The organism is Paenibacillus sp. JCM 10914 (genome assembly GCF_001315105.1).
Lineage (GTDB): Bacteria > Bacillota > Bacilli > Paenibacillales > Paenibacillaceae > Paenibacillus_AQ.
Window position 1 is genome coordinate 218,223 of record NZ_BAZR01000003.1, and the last position, 15,247, is coordinate 233,469.

13 protein-coding genes are annotated in these 15,247 nt (G+C 43.6%); 9 read left to right on the forward strand and 4 right to left on the reverse strand.

The genetic code is table 11. The features are described 5' to 3' along the window. Positions 1-76: 76 nt before the first annotated feature. The 3 genes from JCM10914_RS06500 (at position 77) to JCM10914_RS06510 (ending at position 2,279) form a co-directional block, all read left to right on the forward strand. Positions 77-691: a copper resistance CopC family protein gene (locus JCM10914_RS06500; protein ID WP_231638546.1), complete on the forward strand. Its 615-nt coding sequence runs from the start codon at positions 77-79 to the stop codon at positions 689-691. Beyond that, positions 691-1,776 (forward strand): copper resistance D family protein, encoded by a 1,086-nt coding sequence (locus JCM10914_RS06505; RefSeq protein WP_023958761.1) that lies wholly within the window; start codon positions 691-693, stop codon positions 1,774-1,776. Before JCM10914_RS06500 ends, JCM10914_RS06505 begins: the two co-directional genes overlap by 1 nt. 128 nt (positions 1,777-1,904) lie before the next feature. After that, the gene (locus JCM10914_RS06510) at positions 1,905-2,279 is read left to right on the forward strand and encodes a GNAT family N-acetyltransferase (RefSeq protein ID WP_231638537.1); all 375 of its coding nucleotides are present in this window, start codon (positions 1,905-1,907) and stop codon (positions 2,277-2,279) included. Between the two features lie 279 nt (positions 2,280-2,558). Here JCM10914_RS06510 and JCM10914_RS06515 read toward each other — a convergent pair whose 3' ends face one another. Both JCM10914_RS06515 and JCM10914_RS06520 read right to left on the reverse strand, forming a co-directional pair. Next, positions 2,559-3,050: a hypothetical protein gene (locus JCM10914_RS06515; protein ID WP_036717187.1), complete on the reverse strand. Its 492-nt coding sequence runs from the start codon at positions 3,048-3,050 to the stop codon at positions 2,559-2,561. Positions 3,051-3,058: 8 nt separating this feature from the next. Next, positions 3,059-3,220 (reverse strand): hypothetical protein, encoded by a 162-nt coding sequence (locus tag JCM10914_RS06520; RefSeq protein WP_023958763.1) that lies wholly within the window; start codon positions 3,218-3,220, stop codon positions 3,059-3,061. A gap of 369 nt (positions 3,221-3,589) precedes the next feature. Between JCM10914_RS06520 and JCM10914_RS06525 the strand changes: the two genes are divergently transcribed. The 4 genes from JCM10914_RS06525 (at position 3,590) to JCM10914_RS06540 (ending at position 9,467) form a co-directional block, all read left to right on the forward strand. Next, positions 3,590-5,794: a helix-turn-helix domain-containing protein gene (locus JCM10914_RS06525; protein WP_023958765.1), complete on the forward strand. Its 2,205-nt coding sequence runs from the start codon at positions 3,590-3,592 to the stop codon at positions 5,792-5,794. 153 nt (positions 5,795-5,947) lie between these two features. Beyond that, positions 5,948-6,859, forward strand: a complete 912-nt coding sequence (locus JCM10914_RS06530; protein ID WP_023958767.1) for a sugar ABC transporter permease — start codon at positions 5,948-5,950, stop codon at positions 6,857-6,859. 15 nt (positions 6,860-6,874) lie between these two features. Further along, positions 6,875-7,771 (forward strand): carbohydrate ABC transporter permease, encoded by an 897-nt coding sequence (locus JCM10914_RS06535; protein ID WP_023958769.1) that lies wholly within the window; start codon positions 6,875-6,877, stop codon positions 7,769-7,771. A 31-nt stretch (positions 7,772-7,802) separates the two neighbouring features. After that, on the forward strand, positions 7,803-9,467 hold the full coding sequence (locus JCM10914_RS06540) for an ABC transporter substrate-binding protein (protein ID WP_023958771.1): 1,665 nt from the start codon (positions 7,803-7,805) through the stop codon (positions 9,465-9,467). A 154-nt stretch (positions 9,468-9,621) separates the two neighbouring features. Here JCM10914_RS06540 and JCM10914_RS06545 read toward each other — a convergent pair whose 3' ends face one another. Both JCM10914_RS06545 and JCM10914_RS06550 read right to left on the reverse strand, forming a co-directional pair. After that, positions 9,622-10,923, reverse strand: coding sequence for a cell wall metabolism sensor histidine kinase WalK (locus JCM10914_RS06545; RefSeq protein ID WP_158442461.1), 1,302 nt, complete (start codon positions 10,921-10,923; stop codon positions 9,622-9,624). Positions 10,924-10,963: 40 nt separating this feature from the next. Then, complete coding sequence (locus tag JCM10914_RS06550; protein ID WP_023958775.1) at positions 10,964-11,656, reverse strand: response regulator transcription factor; 693 nt, start codon at positions 11,654-11,656, stop codon at positions 10,964-10,966. Between the two features lie 230 nt (positions 11,657-11,886). Between JCM10914_RS06550 and JCM10914_RS06555 the strand changes: the two genes are divergently transcribed. Next, a complete protein-coding gene (locus JCM10914_RS06555) occupies positions 11,887-12,639 on the forward strand; it encodes an ABC transporter ATP-binding protein (RefSeq protein ID WP_023958777.1) in 753 nt (250 codons plus the stop codon). After that, positions 12,636-15,197, forward strand: coding sequence for an FtsX-like permease family protein (locus JCM10914_RS06560; protein ID WP_023958779.1), 2,562 nt, complete (start codon positions 12,636-12,638; stop codon positions 15,195-15,197). The genes JCM10914_RS06555 and JCM10914_RS06560 overlap by 4 nt, the downstream gene beginning before the upstream one ends. The last annotated feature ends 50 nt before the right edge of the window (positions 15,198-15,247 follow it).

Here is a 15,247-nt window from a genome sequence, read left to right on the forward strand (position 1 = left end):
TCCGAATGGGTTTGTTATGATGATGGTGATTTAAAAATGAGATACTTGATTGGAGGAGATTTGTGTGTTGAGACATATGAAATCAGCCATTTTACTAACCCTGGGTCTCCTGCTTGTACTGGTGTTTCCGACGGTAACCTCGGCCCATTCCAAGCTTGAAACCAGCATTCCTGCAGCAGATTCGAAGCTGACGGAAAGTGTTAGTGAAGTGAGCCTATCATTTAATGAAAATATTGATGAGACTTTGAGCACGCTGAAGGTGTTGGATCAAGAAGGGACTGAAGTCGAAGTCTCCAGTGTTCAGGTGGAGGGACAGACGCTGTCAGGTACCTTGGCATCGCCGCTTTCATCGGGGGCGTACACCGTCGAATGGAAAATCGTCGGAGGAGACGGCCATCCTGTGGATGGAACGTATGCATTTGAAGTGGATGCGCCAGATCTAGCACCGGACGCAGCTGATCCGGAAGAACCAGTTACCGATACAGATGATGCAGCGGAGGAACCTACGTCTACTGATGATACGGTAACGGATGATGCGGATAACGCTTCGGCGGAGAACGAGCAAGACCAAGATAACGCAGCAGCAGAGCCTGCCGAGAATAGCGGTTCTACCGCCTGGATTATTATTATCATTGTCGTAGCTTTCGTCGCTGGATATTTCGGAATTAAAGCTTCGCGGAAGAGAAAATAATGTCCTACTATTGGTTGACGGAACCCTTTCTATATCTGGCATATGCTGTGTTAGCAGGGATTGCGGTTCTATCGCTCGTGCCGCAACGATACAAGCCTGAGCTATCCATACCCGGTTGGCTGGGTCCGGTATCAGCCGCTGTGGTTGCGATCTGCGGATTTATTCCGCTGCTGCAGTTGATTATGTTCTTTAAAGATGATATCGGTTTCTGGTCATCCTTTAACAGCATCATGTTCAAATTTAGCGAAGGCGAGCGTTATGCCTGGATTCTGGTACTGTCCATTCTGCTCGCTGCTTTAACCGTCGTGGTTAGGCGAAGACCAGGCTCATATGCTCGCTGGTTAATGCCATTGGCGCTGTTAGGCATAGCCGCTGCCATGTCGTCGTTTAATCATGCCGCATCGTTGTTCGATAGTGTTGGCCAGATCGCTTTTTTTGGTCATTTTGTAGCGATGGCGGTGTGGACAGGTACTTTGCTGATCACCGGCTGGTTCACCAGAGATCTTAACGGCTGGCGTGCATTTCTGAAATGGTTCCATCCGCTGGCCATTGTCTGTGTCGTTATCGTTATTGGTTCTGGATTGTTTCTGATGACGGGCGTAACGCCGAAGCCGGTCGATAGCTGGACGCTATCTTACGGACAGGCACTGCTGATGAAGCACATCCTGATCGTGCCGCTGCTGATCTTTGCCTTTGTCAACGGTTATCTGGTCAAGCGGAAGCTTCAGCGGGAAGCTGGCTACTCTCCGGTAAGTTGGGCGCGAAGCGAAGCTGTTCTGATCTGGCTGATCTATATCGTCACCGGTTATATGAATCAGCAGCCCGCCCCCCATGAAGTGACCGATACGCTTGCAGTGTATGGTCCGGCGACTACGTTCCTCTGGTTCCACCCAGGGTTCACCGGTGGAGATCTCACCTGGACCTGGAGCTGGATCGGGATGATTAGCTTGATCATTGGACTCGGGCTGCTGCTAAACGTGATTCAGGCGTTTCGGAAGAACATGGGCGCGGTAAGTGGACTGATTAGTGCGCTGGGTGCAGTTGTCCTGATCTATTGTGGTCTTATGTTTTCGGTTGTTGGTTAGTCTGTTACAAAGGGCTCTCTCCGTGGATACGGGAGAGCCCTTTTGGTGTAGCGGGGGCTATGTAGCGGGTTGGATCTTGGTGGTATACTTCATAAGTAGATCATCAATATGGAGGTTTAATGGGAAATATGGGTTGTGAAAAAAGGGTTCGTCTAGCATCTCCAACAGATGCGTCTGTATTGATTCAATTGAATCATGAATTTAACGAAGTCGTCATGCCACTCGCAGCGGTGAAGCGCAGTTTGCAGCAAGCTCATGAGATCGTGGCGATTGCTTATCTGGGCGATGAACCGGCAGGGTTTGCATGCGCACAGCTGTTTCAGTCTTTCTGTTACGGGCAGGCGATGGGCGAAATTACGGAAATGTATATACGAGAGTCTGCGCGAAGGCAAGGACTGGCGGGAATGCTGATTGAATTTCTGGAGCGGCAGCTTCAACAGCGTGGGTGGAACCGTGAAGCTGCTGACTGGTCACGACAACGTTCCGGCGATCGGTGCTTATGAGAAGTCAGGTTATGTTCAAGATGATGAAGTGATGATGACGAAGCGGCTCAAACACCGTTAAACGGGGAGTGGAAAACGCGCCGAAGTGGGGCAGCAAGTCCCTGCGAGGGACTTGTGGAGCAAAAAACGCGGCGAAGTGGGGCAGCAAGTCCCTGGGAAGGACTTGTGTAGCGGAAAACGCACCGAAGTGGGGGAACAAGTCCCTGAGAGGGACTTGTGGAACGGGAAACGCACTGAAGTGGGGTGGTAAGTCCCTGAGAGGGACTTGCAATTGAACGTCTATCTAATATAATGAATCGCTTCTTCCACCACCACGGTGTAGTGATAGTAGCGTTGAGCCTCTGGATTTAAAGGTCTAATCAGTTGTTTAGTTAATAATCCCTTCAGTACTTTGATAGAAAGGTTTCGTGATACCCCCAAGTGTGTACGTACATCCGCAAGATTAAATGGTCTAAATAACGTATATAGGTAACGCAGTGTTTCTCGTTCATAGATGGTTAAATGGTGCAACAGAGGCTTATGTCCACAGAAATCCAGTATCTCTAAGAGCGAGTTCCGGCAAGCCTCTGGCCGTTTGTCCAGTTCATCTTTACTGAAAGGAACGTACGAAATACCAAACCTTAGCATGGAGCGTACTTTGCTTTTCTCCAGACTAAAGCGTTCGCGCGTAATCGTTTCGGCATGAGCGCTGAATCCCTCACACTCAAATCCAAGACGTAGCGGTGCATAATAGACGTCAATGAACAAAGAGACTCCTGTGGAATTTGTCATCCGGTATTCTAACTCCAAACCTTGATAAGATCCAAGAACAGGCAATAAGACATTGCGGAGCATTGCTTTGGTCCTGTTAGATCCCGCTCCAGCATTTCATAACGACGGACATCAGCCTTTTCTTTCTGTTCTTTTAAGAATAGATGATAGCTTTCTTCAAAATCTGTCACTACGAATACACCCCTTCCCATGAGTAAACAAAAAACGCCTCATAGGATTCCTACTGGAACCTACGAGGCGTTCTTCGCTTCATTAACTATGATTTGGTTCTAATATACTTGATATCGATCAAATAGTAAATCTTTGGCTTCTCCCTAGGCTCCATACGAAGAACCCCCCTTTGACGTCATACTCGCGTCATTAGACCCCGATTTCATGCTTAAGTATGTAGAAATCGTACTATAGGATGTCGCCATTGTAGGCTGCCCCCGGGTATGGAAGAGGATAAGATATACTTACAAGATTTTGCTCTTGTATGCATTCGTAGGAACACATGGTTTCGCGCCATAAACAAGTTCTTTGGAAAGGAGAACGAGCTAATGAAACACTACAGAATAATTGGTGAAAACAACTGGTTTATACGTTTGCTTATACCGTATGTCCTCATCGTAATTTTAGCATTGTCAACGGGAGGGATGATTTATCAACAAACCCTCTCATTAGTTGGCGAGGAAGCAAGGAACAATAATATGCATATGCTAGAGCAGGTGAGATCGACACTGGATGGAAGATTAGCAGAAATCGATACCATGGTTACGCAAGTGGCTAATGATCCGAAACTTGTTCAATTACAGAAAATCAAGGAACCATTTGAGCACACGAATACCTTTAAACTATTGGCTGCAAGGAAGAGTCTATATAATTTTAGTGTATCTAATACATTCATTCTGGATTATTTGGTTGTTTACCGTAACAGCGACGTCGTTATCGCACCTTCGCTCCTGTATAAATCAGATGCCTTTTATGAACTGATTCTAAATTACGATAAGCTGAGCTATGAGCAGTGGCATCGTGTGTTTTTTGAAGAGAACTGTTGTAAGCGCTTTCTACCTGCAATGCAAGCGATCTACAAAAATAAGTCTCGTTCCATCGTTACATATAGTTACCCATTGGGGTCTAGTCCTATTGCAGCGCAGGGAAGCGTGGTTGTGCTGATTGACAACGAACAAGTAAATCAATTGCTAAAAGGTCTCGCTGCAGACCATAACGGATGGGCATATATTGCAGATGAAAATGGCAATGTCATATCCTCGATAGGCGATTATATCGAGTTTGATCCGAATTTTTTGGACAACAGTTCTGATTTCATCCCCCCTTCCGCTCAAACTAATGGGAATATGATTACACATATCCGCTCAGATGAAAATGGTTGGTATTACGTACTCGCCCAATCCCCGCATATCGTGCTTGAAAAGGTCGATTATATCAAACGAATTACGATTAGTATGGCAATCGTTTTTCTGATCATGGGTATGATTTTGGCTTACTTGTTTACAGTACGAAATAGTCGGAAAGTATCAAACGTGCTGGAAAATAATCTGACACTACAGGAAGAAATTAAAAATCAGGAACCTTTTTTATTGTCGAGCTTTATTGAGAGGCTGTTGAATGGGGACATCGTAAGTGGAAGCATGATGGAAAGCATGATGAAACATCTTCATTTGCCACCTCATATATCATTCGTAGCAACTGCTATTGTCCATATTCATCCAATGAATGGTTCGGAAGAACATCGCTTGAAAGATTTGGATCGGCTGAGGGTTCTCTTAAAAGGAGTCCATCGTTCTTGTAAAATAGCTTCGGTTCATTTTTATGATGCCGCTGAGGATACTCTCGTTCTATTGTTTATGGAACATCATGCGGATCCAAACGAATGTGTCTTTAAAATGGAACGAACCTTTGAAATGATGACAAACCTCACTGCTTCTGAACCAAACGTTTCTGTCAATATAGCGGTCGGAGGGATCTATGCAATGCTGATCGATGTTTCCCGTTCTTATGGAGAAGCGAAGCAGGCACTAAACTATTTAAATCGGCAGCAACAGCAAGGGATCAAATGGTTTCATGAGCTTCCCGATCTATCCGATACTCACTACTATCCGAATGAAATCGAAAACCAGCTAATGAATAACGCAAAGGCGGGGAACTTCGATGAGGTAGAAATGTTGCTTGATAATATTTATGATGAGAACTTCCGAAAACGGAATGTGTCCCCTTCCATTCAAAAGCTGCTCCTTTATGAGATGGCGGGAAGCCTGTTGAAACTAAAAGAACAATTGTCACTGGAAGATGAAATGCACGTCCATACATTACTTCATCAAATGATCGATATGGATAACACAGTTGAAGTATTTCGATTTATGCGACAACGGTACACCTGGATATCAAAACAGCTGCTACTACGTAAAAAAAGTAGAAATGTTCAATTAATGGAGAACATCCAACAATATATTCAATACCATTACGGGAATCCAAATTTAAATCTCGATACCATTGCTGACCATGTAGGGATATCCCGAGTGTACCTCTCCAAATTTTTTAAAGAACAGACCAATACCAATTTTTCGGATTACCTAGAATCCTTAAGGATGGAGAAAGCTTGCGCTATGCTGCGGGAAACGGAGATAACGGTCAGTGAAATCACAAGACAGAGCGGGTACAGTTCAACGAATACATTCTCTCGAGCCTTCAAGAGGATACACGGTATAAATCCGACGATGTATCGGGATAATTTCTCGGAATAAATAGATGAATTCCATTGAAATATTAATATGTGCACGGTCTTAAAGCAAATGAATAGCACGGATGTTAACAGATGGATACGTTCAAACCACGTGGAGATATTCTCATTCCACCCTTCACGCTACACTTTAGAAACAATTGAAGGGGGGAAACCAATGAGGGAAAGGCTCGATAAGATAATCAATACATGGCAACTATATGTACTGATTTCTCTTCCAATGATCTACATCGTTGTATTTAAGTACGTCCCTATGTATGGGGCACTGATTGCTTTCAAGGATTTTACCGTATCAAAAGGCATTTGGGAAAGTGAATGGGTTGGACTAAAACACTTTAGTCGATTTATTCAATCCTACGATTTCGGAAAGATTATAAAGAATACATTGCTTCTAAACTTATATAATCTGATCGCCGGATTTCCTTTCCCGTTACTTTTCGCACTTGGTCTCAATTATGTGCGTATTCGATGGTTCAAAAAAACTGTGCAAATGGTAACCTATGCTCCTCATTTCATTTCTACGGTCGTCATGGTGGGGATGTTATTCGAACTGCTTGATACACGTAACGGGATTGTTAACACGTTGCTTGGAGCTTTTGGCTTTGATCCGATCAATTTTATGGGCAACCCGGACCTCTTTAAGTCCATTTATGTATGGTCTGGTATTTGGCAAAGTGCAGGTTTTAGTTGCATCATTTATTTGGCAGCGCTTTCAAGTGTGGATCCATCCCTCCACGAAGCAGCCGTGATCGATGGAGCAAGTCAGCGTCAAAGAATGTGGCATATCGATTTGCCTAGCATTATTCCGGTGGCTGTCATTCTACTTATTTTAAATATGGGAAGCATGCTGGATGTAGGATTCGAGAAAGTTCTTCTTATGCAAAACCCGCTAAATATGCGTACTTCTGAGGTCATTGATACTTATGTATATAAGGTTGGCCTGGCATCTCAGGCCATGAACTATTCGTATTCAGCCGCAATTGGATTATTCAAATCGGTTATTGGTTTCCTTCTTATTATCACGGTTAACCAAATTGCACGTAAAACCAACCAAGCCAGCTTGTGGTAAGGAGGACTTCATACAATGGACAATTTCCAAACCAAATTATCTATCGGCGATCGTATGTTTTCATGGTTTATTTATACGCTGATGTCGTTATTTTTTCTGATGGTCTTGTATCCATTAATCTATATTATAAGCGCTTCCATCAGCGATCCATCCGCCGTTGTTGCAGGGAAGGTATGGTTATGGCCCGTTAAGCCCAATTTGATGGGTTATGAAGCCGTTTTCAAACACAAATTGATCGGTTCAGGTTTTCTTAATTCGATCTACTATACCTTTTTTGGGACGGCTATTAATATCGTAATGACAATTCTGGCAGCCTATCCTCTTTCACGGAGAGATTTGTATGGGAAAAATGTAATTATGTTTCTATTTGTGTTCACCACGATGTTTTCGGGAGGGCTAATTCCAAGCTATCTCCTTGTCAAGGATTTGAACATGTTGAACACCGTTTGGGCCATGGTTTTGCCGGGGGCGCTGAGTGTCTGGAATGTCATTATTACGCGTACCTATTTTCAAACTTCTCTTCCTCCTGAATTGCTCGAGGCAGCTCAAATGGATGGCTGTAACGATTTCAAGTTTGTTTGGAAAATTGTGATTCCGCTATCTGGGCCGATCATCGCTGTTATGACGTTATATTACGCTGTTGGCCACTGGAACCAGTATTTTAACGCGATGATTTATTTAAACAAACAGGACATGTATCCATTGCAAATCATTCTTCGGAACATCCTGATTCAGAATGACGTAAATGCACTCATGCTCGCTGATATCGAAAATACAGCAAAAAGGGAAGCTCTGCGGGTCCTCTTGAAGTATTCGCTGATTGTTGTGTCTACTCTGCCATTAATGTTGGTTTACCCGTTCGTACAGAAGCATTTTGTTAAAGGTGTCATGATTGGATCACTTAAAGGATAGTAACTATGATGAACTTAGGAGGTTTGAATACATGAAGATTAGAAGATTTATGGGAATCGTGATTACAATCATAATGTTAACTACAGGAATTTTAAGTGGATGTTCCAAAGGAGACAACAATACATCGGAGACAAAAAATGAGGACCCTCAATATGCGGTTTCACCAGCCGGACAGCTTCCAATCACGGATGAGAAAACAACGATACGTATTATGGTTCCTGATAATGCCGTTGTAGAAGATTTTGCAACGAATGAATTTACGAAATACTTAGAGGAGCAGACGAATATTCACATTGATTGGGATGTTATTCCTAGTTCATCGGCAGCGGAGAAGCTAAACCTCGTGCTCTCCAGTGGAGATGATTTACCTGATGTCATTATGGGATTCGGGATGTCGAATTCACAGCAAATGATTTTCGGGAGCCAAGGGATAATCCTTCCCCTAAATGATCTTATGGAGCAATACGGTTTTGAGACGAAAAAAATGTTTGAGAAATTACCGATCGTGAAAGAATCGATTACAGCCCCGGATGGCAATATTTATTCCTTGCCTCATACCAATGAATGCTTTCATTGCACTTTGCCGCGCAGAATGTGGATCTATCAACCTTGGCTGGATGAATTGGGCTTGACCATGCCTACTACGACAGATGAATTCTATCAGGTACTGAAGGCTTTTAAAGAGAATGACCCGAACGGTAATGGAAAAGCCGATGAGATTCCGCTTTCTGGGTCCCCTACAGGATTTTACACGGGCATTGACTCTTTCATCATGAATGCCTTCATCTACAATCCAGGCGGTGATCGAGTGTATTTGGAGAATGATCAGGTGGTTGTACCGTACGGTAAACCGGAATGGCGTGAAGGTCTGCGTTATCTGAATATGCTGTATAAGGAAAAGCTGTTAGATCCACAGTCGTTGACTCAGGACGGAGATCAGTTGAAACGGCTGGGAGAAAATCCAGATACGGCTATACTAGGATCTACTGCCGCAATGCATATGGGCGTATTTAGCGAGTTTTACGGTGCTAGTAACAGATGGCTAGAATACAAGACAATACCCCCTCTAAAGGGTCCTAATGGAGTTCAGGTTGCTCCTAGAGAAGCGTACCATTTGGTCGGGAGCGGGGAGTACTTGATTATGAAGTCCAGTAAGCACTCTGAAGCGGCATTTCGATTAGCAGATTATTTGTATAATGAAGAAGTAACTCTCCGTTCGACGATCGGCCGTCCAGGAATCGAATGGACAGAGGCAGAAGCGGATGAATTAGGTATCAACGGACAGCCAGCCAAGTGGAAGCAAGTCATGGATTGGGGAACCGTTCAAAATGTGAATTGGGGTCAGACGGGACCTTCGTTGCGAACGAATGAACTTAGGCTCGGTGAAGTGGCCAACTCCGAGAAACCACTTGAGGTAATAATGTATGATGAGGCCAAAAATAATTACGAACCCTATCAGCAAAATCTCGAGAATGTCCTGCCTCCACTATTCTTCTCGAATGATCAAGCGATTGAGATTGCAGATTTATCTAAAACGATTAATGACTATGTGGAAGAAATGATAGCGCGATTCACAACAGGGGATGCCAATCTCGATACAGAATGGGACAGTTACATTGATAATTTGAAAAAAATGAATGTAGATCAATACTTATCTATTTATCAAGAAGCATATGACAGTAAATATAAAAAATAAATTTGGGCCTGTCGGTGCGACTGTTTTCTCATAGCGTCATCGTTATCGTCATTCAATACAATCAATTCAACCTCAAGCAGCTTCTCATGAAGCTGCTTTTTACTTTGTAGGAGTCTTTATTACGGTTGTATATCAAATCGAAAGAAGTTTATTTTCACTGCCTTATTTCAATCACGAGGGCAGCACCTTGATGTGGACGGTTTAAAGCGTGGATTCTCCCATGGTGACGTTCGATGATGGTCTTGCTTATCGCAAGGCCCAATCCAATGCCAGGATGCTCCGGACCTCTTGACCTGTCTGCTTGATATAGAGGTTTGAATACTTCGCCTAGATCCTGTTCAGGGAACCCGGGGCCTTCGTCTTGAATGCAAATGCGTATGCCGTTCGTATGCTGCTGTTCGATGATCACTTGTATACTTCCTTGTTTAGGGCTAAATCGAATCGCATTGATGAACACATTTTCGAATGCGCGGTGCATCAAAGCCTGATCGATGTTCACGGTTTGTGTAACGGCGTACTTTTTCACAATGGTTAATTGTTTTTGTTCCAATGGGTAATTCAATCCTTGGATGACTTGATCCATAAAGGATGTCATCTCTACAGAGCGCAGGTTTAGTTCTTCTGCCGATAATAACGACTCGCTGTATTGGGACAACATGGAGATTAGCCCTTCCAGACGATGAGTCAACTCGATGGATCGATCAAGGTATTGCGTTTTTTTTGCTTCTGTTTGTGCAATTCCCTGCGTAATTCCTTCGAGATAACCTTTCAAGGAAAAGAGCGGTGTGCGCAAATCATGGACAATGGAGGAGATAAGAAAGCGCCGATCGGCTTCATGTTCTTGTCTTTGGCTATCCAGCTCCGCTAGACTGGTGCTCATCTTACTGTAAGCCTCCGAAACTGCTCGAAGTTCTTTAATACTCGACGTGGCAAGCTGGGCATCATATTGTCCCGCAGCAACTTTGTTCGAGGCTTGAATTAGAGATTGAATCGGTTTCAAGATTTGCCGACGAATCAAATACAAAAAGACAAGCAGCAGCAATCCGATGATGGCGAACATAGACTTCAGGATTACATGGTCTGACGTGTTTTCAGCCGGAACTAGTCGTGGTTGTGAGAAAGACAAATAGACCGAACCTAACCATTCCTCATCATGGTATACATTCGTTTTATATGCTGTTTCGGTGTAAGTTTCAATCAATCCGTCCGAATGGTTCGGTTGGTCTGTATGATACTGATAAATCGATGTTTGCTCCGGGGACGTAACCAACACATGCATATCGTAAGATCTCAGCTGCTCATCCAATTGAGCTTTCCAGCTCTCCGTTCCCCAATCCCCCGCATCCATAAACACAGTCTCGACCCATTCGGACGGATCATCTATGGGATTAGGCTCTGTAGAATAGAAGAACCGGTCGATCAGTTGGGCTGCAACGACGGGAACAATTAGAATCAAACACGCCGCCCCAATGAAAAAAAGGTACATCGGCATCGATTTATGTTGCATGGTTCGATACCTTGGATAGTTTATAGCCGACCGACCGCACATTATGTAGTTGAACGATTTGGGAATACGGAGATAATTTCTCCCTCAGCTTGGCGACATAAACACGGATGTTTTGGTAATCGTACATATCATGGCCCCAGACACGATATAAGATTTGATCAAACGTCAATACCTGCTCCAAATGATCATAAAAGTACATAAACAGTTTGTATTCAATAAAGGTCAGATCAAGCGGTTGACCTTCCATTTTGATTTCCATAGCTTTTTCATCCACATGAATCCCTGAAACGGTTGTATTCACTTCTGTATCGAAGGAAGAAAGTCTTCTATCCATGGCTTTTATTCGAGCTACGATCTCGGCCGGGCTCGCTGATTTAACAATGTAGTCATCCGCTCCGATAGTCAATCCTCTTATTTTATCGGCATCACTTTCTTTTGCACTCAAAAATAGAATCGGCATCGCATAGTGTTCTCGAATTCTCTTGCAGAAGCTAAATCCATCTTCGCCCGGCATCATAATGTCCAGCAGAATAAGATCGATTTTTTCTTCTTGGATCCATTGATCTGCATCTGCAGCATTCGAAGCTGTAAAGATCGTATATCCACTGGCTTCTAAATAGTCCGTCATTAACTCTATGATTTCAGGCTGGTCATCTACGAGTAAAATATGTTGGAATTTCATCTAATCCCCCTGATTCAGATTTCTTATTGATTATATCGGAATGATTTTAAGACCACAATGATACGCAAATTCCCTTTCGCAGCCATCCATCCCTTGCTGTAAAAGCCTTTGAAGCCATTCTCCGCCGAAGTATAAACAAAAATTTATAAAACGTATATACGCCATTGATTCGTTGGATATCGGTCATTGATAAACGGTTTGTATACTGTTCATCAGGGAGGGAATGACATATGACCATTTTATCTGTTCAACAAGTGACGAAACGTTTCGGAAATGATCGGGATCATACGATTACTGCTTTAAAAGGGGTGGACTTACAGATTGAAAAAGGGTCGTTTACCGCCATTATGGGAACAAGCGGCTCCGGTAAATCAACATTACTTAATCTTTTATCTGGCCTGGATCATCCGACGGAAGGCGGGATTTATTTAAAGGGGGAGAACATCTCCCTTTTTGATGATAAGAAATTGACCGAGTTAAGGAATCGGCACTTCGGCTTTATCTTTCAATTTTTTCACTTAATTCCTATGATGAATGTGCTGGAAAACGTTACGCTCCCAAGCATGTTCTCCAAAGGGAAACACGAACATCTGGAGGGAAAAGCGCTCGAGCTTCTTTCAAGATTGGAAATTGGCCATTTGGCGCATTCATTTCCATCTAAGTTATCTGGAGGACAGCAGCAAAGGGTTGCGATAGCCAGGGCTCTGATTAACGATCCGGATATCATCCTGGCAGACGAGCCTACGGGAAGTCTCGATTCTAATACTTCCAAGCTTGTAATGGAACATTTGCAGTTGTTGAGCGATTCCTTCAAGCATACCCTTATTCTGGTCACACATGATGCCGGTGTAGCGGCTTATGCCGATCGGGTTCTATTTATGCATGATGGCCAAATCGTGGAGGACTTTTCACCTGGTGAAGGTACTTCTCATAAAGAGCGTACACAACTGCTGAACGACATCGCTCAGGGGTTAAGCGTATGAGACACTTCAAGATGATGTATCGCATGATCGTATCGCAAAAGCTGCGAAATCTTTTTGTATTAATAGGTATTAGCCTGGGAGCCATTATCATCACCTCATCTCAGATTTTGATTGCTTCCATTGAAGAATCGAATGAAGCTTCTGTGAAAGAATTGTACGGAGATTTGGATATGTATGTAGGTTATCAACTATCTCTTGAGGATGACCCCGACCAACCTCTTTCTGCTGATGAAGTGCAGAGGATTTCTTCTCTTGACCATGTCGAAGATTCCACGCCTATGCTCTATCCTTATTTGGGAAAAGAAGCAGAATATAATATGTGGGATACGGTATACGTGGGGTTTAATGACGAGCCTTTGGCCTACGAAAGCACCATGGTCGAAATTGGAGAGCAACGGCTGCCAGGCCCTGGAGAGGTGATCGTGTCCCCGCAATATGCAAATCTGCACAACATAGAGGTGGGGGACATCATCGAATTGCCTTTCCCGCCGGGTCCAAATCACAAGATCAAGGTGGTGGGCTTACTTGAAGACTTTGAATACCTTAACCGGGTCATGATCTTTAACTATGATTGGTTGGAATCAGTAACGCAAGAAGGACCTACGGCTTTAATGCTTAAACTGGACACCTACGAATCGAAATCAAAAGTCGAGTCCGAAATCCTGCAGCAGATCGATCCGGCATTAAGAGTGGACACGCTGGATGAAGCGGACGAACATCGAGAAAATATTGGCGGGATGTACCCGATTTTGACAGGCTTAAATGTGGCGGTATTAATTGTAAGCAGTCTGCTGTTAATCAGCATTTTGCAAATTTCCATACAGGAAAAACAGCAGGAGCTAGCCGTCTTTCGAATTCTTGGCGCTTCCAGACGCTTCCTCTTTGGCATGACCGTATTCGAATCCGCGATCATTGGAGGACTTGCTTTATTTGTTGGCTCCATAGTCGGTTTCATCGTGCCTGTTGTGATCCTAAACCAAATCGATAGCTTGATGAATGTACCTATCACCGATATTGCGATTCCTTGGCGCGGCCTTACAACTTATGTGCTCATTTACGCTTTACTCATATTGGCTGCCGTGACAATTCCGGCTTATCAAGCAAGCAAAGCGCCACCGATTGAAGCTTATCAAACAGCAGTGCTGCAGCCCGTGTCGAAGAGAATGAACTCTATTTATTTTGTAATTCTTATAATGGCCTCTTTGGTTGTATCCAGCATTAGTTTGATCATGAATAACTGGATTTTACACGTTGTTACGATTTTTATGCTTTTGACTTTGTTGATTTATGGCATTCCCTTTTTCTTAAAGTGGGGCATACTGGGCTTTCTTCAGTTGATCGATCTGTTTTCAAATCAACGTTTTTATCGAATCGCGCCTTTAAATGCACTTAGGCAGATCAAGCGCAACACACAGATTGCCGCTATTGTCATTGCCAGCTTCTCCTTGGCGGTTCTCGGTTATACGACTTTGGATACGGTAAAGCGTGAAAGCATAGCAAATATGTTTAATCAGAAACCGTCAGACCTTCGCATCGTACAAGCGGCTTACGGCAATTATCAGTTTCAAGCCGATGGCTTTACAGAGAAACTATATGAACAATTGATGGAAGTGGAAGGGGTATCGGAATATTCACTTTTTTTCACAAAATCAATATTTTCTAAAATTAATAATCTCCCCCCTGAGAGTGCTTCAAATACGATGGATGAAACGCAGGAAGTTCTATTACGGTTAACCGGCACTGACTTAAGCAAACTTTTTGATCATGGAGCTGTCATTGAAGGGGAAACAAATCCAAGCCGTATAGCAGCAGATCAGGCAGTAATCACACAAGCGGCTGCGGAATATCTTGGATACCATATTGGGGATGTCGTTGAATTAATCGTTTATGAAGAAGGTTACGATGAGCCTGTTCAATTTGAAGTGGCGAGCATCATCGAGAATCTAGACATCTTGGGTGAGGACAGTAACGTTCTTTTGCTCACCAACACTGGAAATATGGAGGCATGGTTTAGCATTAAGAACCATGAAGAGTTAAGAGTCAATGTGGGGGACAACGTTCTTGAAGATGTTCTATCTCACATCGATCAACTTATTCTCGACTTAGGGTTAGAAGGTGATTTGGCGATATTTGACCGCTATGAGGCGTTGAACGAATTCGTGGAACAGTTTAACCAGCGCATGTTCATATTGCTCATCGCAGTGCTGATCTTAATTACACTTTCGCTTGTAGGGATCATGAATAGTTCAATCAGTAGCATAAAAGAGAGGCTGCCTGAATTTTCAGTACTGCGGGTAATTGGGCTGAGCAAGAAAACCCAAAGGTATAGCCTGTTATTTGAAGGGCTGATCATCACTACGATCTGTGGGGGCGTATCTCTGCTTCTCTCGCTGTGGATCTCCATGCATATCGGTTTATCATTAGGAGCTTCGAGCGTGTCAATGCCTACAACGTTAATCGTATTGTTGCTATTATTGGCTCCGATTCTGGGGGTAATCGCTCTGCTTGTTCCATCGATGTGGGCTTCGAACAAGGACATATTACGTCACTTAAAATAGTAGAGGAGGGGGTATGACCCCCACCCAATAAGAACCTTGCAGGGCTGCCC

Bases quoted from the DNA above. Each gene is read 5' to 3' on its own strand.
- JCM10914_RS06530 (WP_023958767.1), top strand. From the start codon at position 5,948: ATGAGGGAAAGGCTCGATAAGATAATCAATACATGGCAACTATATGTA.
- JCM10914_RS06550 (WP_023958775.1), bottom strand. From the start codon at position 11,656: ATGAAATTCCAACATATTTTACTCGTAGATGACCAGCCTGAAATCATA.
- JCM10914_RS06555 (WP_023958777.1), top strand. From the start codon at position 11,887: ATGACCATTTTATCTGTTCAACAAGTGACGAAACGTTTCGGAAATGAT.
- JCM10914_RS06515 (WP_036717187.1), bottom strand. From the start codon at position 3,050: ATGACAAATTCCACAGGAGTCTCTTTGTTCATTGACGTCTATTATGCA.
- JCM10914_RS06540 (WP_023958771.1), top strand. From the start codon at position 7,803: ATGAAGATTAGAAGATTTATGGGAATCGTGATTACAATCATAATGTTA.
- JCM10914_RS06510 (WP_231638537.1), top strand. From the start codon at position 1,905: ATGGGTTGTGAAAAAAGGGTTCGTCTAGCATCTCCAACAGATGCGTCT.
- JCM10914_RS06525 (WP_023958765.1), top strand. From the start codon at position 3,590: ATGAAACACTACAGAATAATTGGTGAAAACAACTGGTTTATACGTTTG.
- JCM10914_RS06560 (WP_023958779.1), top strand. From the start codon at position 12,636: ATGAGACACTTCAAGATGATGTATCGCATGATCGTATCGCAAAAGCTG.
- JCM10914_RS06500 (WP_231638546.1), top strand. From the start codon at position 77: ATGAAATCAGCCATTTTACTAACCCTGGGTCTCCTGCTTGTACTGGTG.
- JCM10914_RS06535 (WP_023958769.1), top strand. From the start codon at position 6,875: ATGGACAATTTCCAAACCAAATTATCTATCGGCGATCGTATGTTTTCA.
- JCM10914_RS06505 (WP_023958761.1), top strand. From the start codon at position 691: ATGTCCTACTATTGGTTGACGGAACCCTTTCTATATCTGGCATATGCT.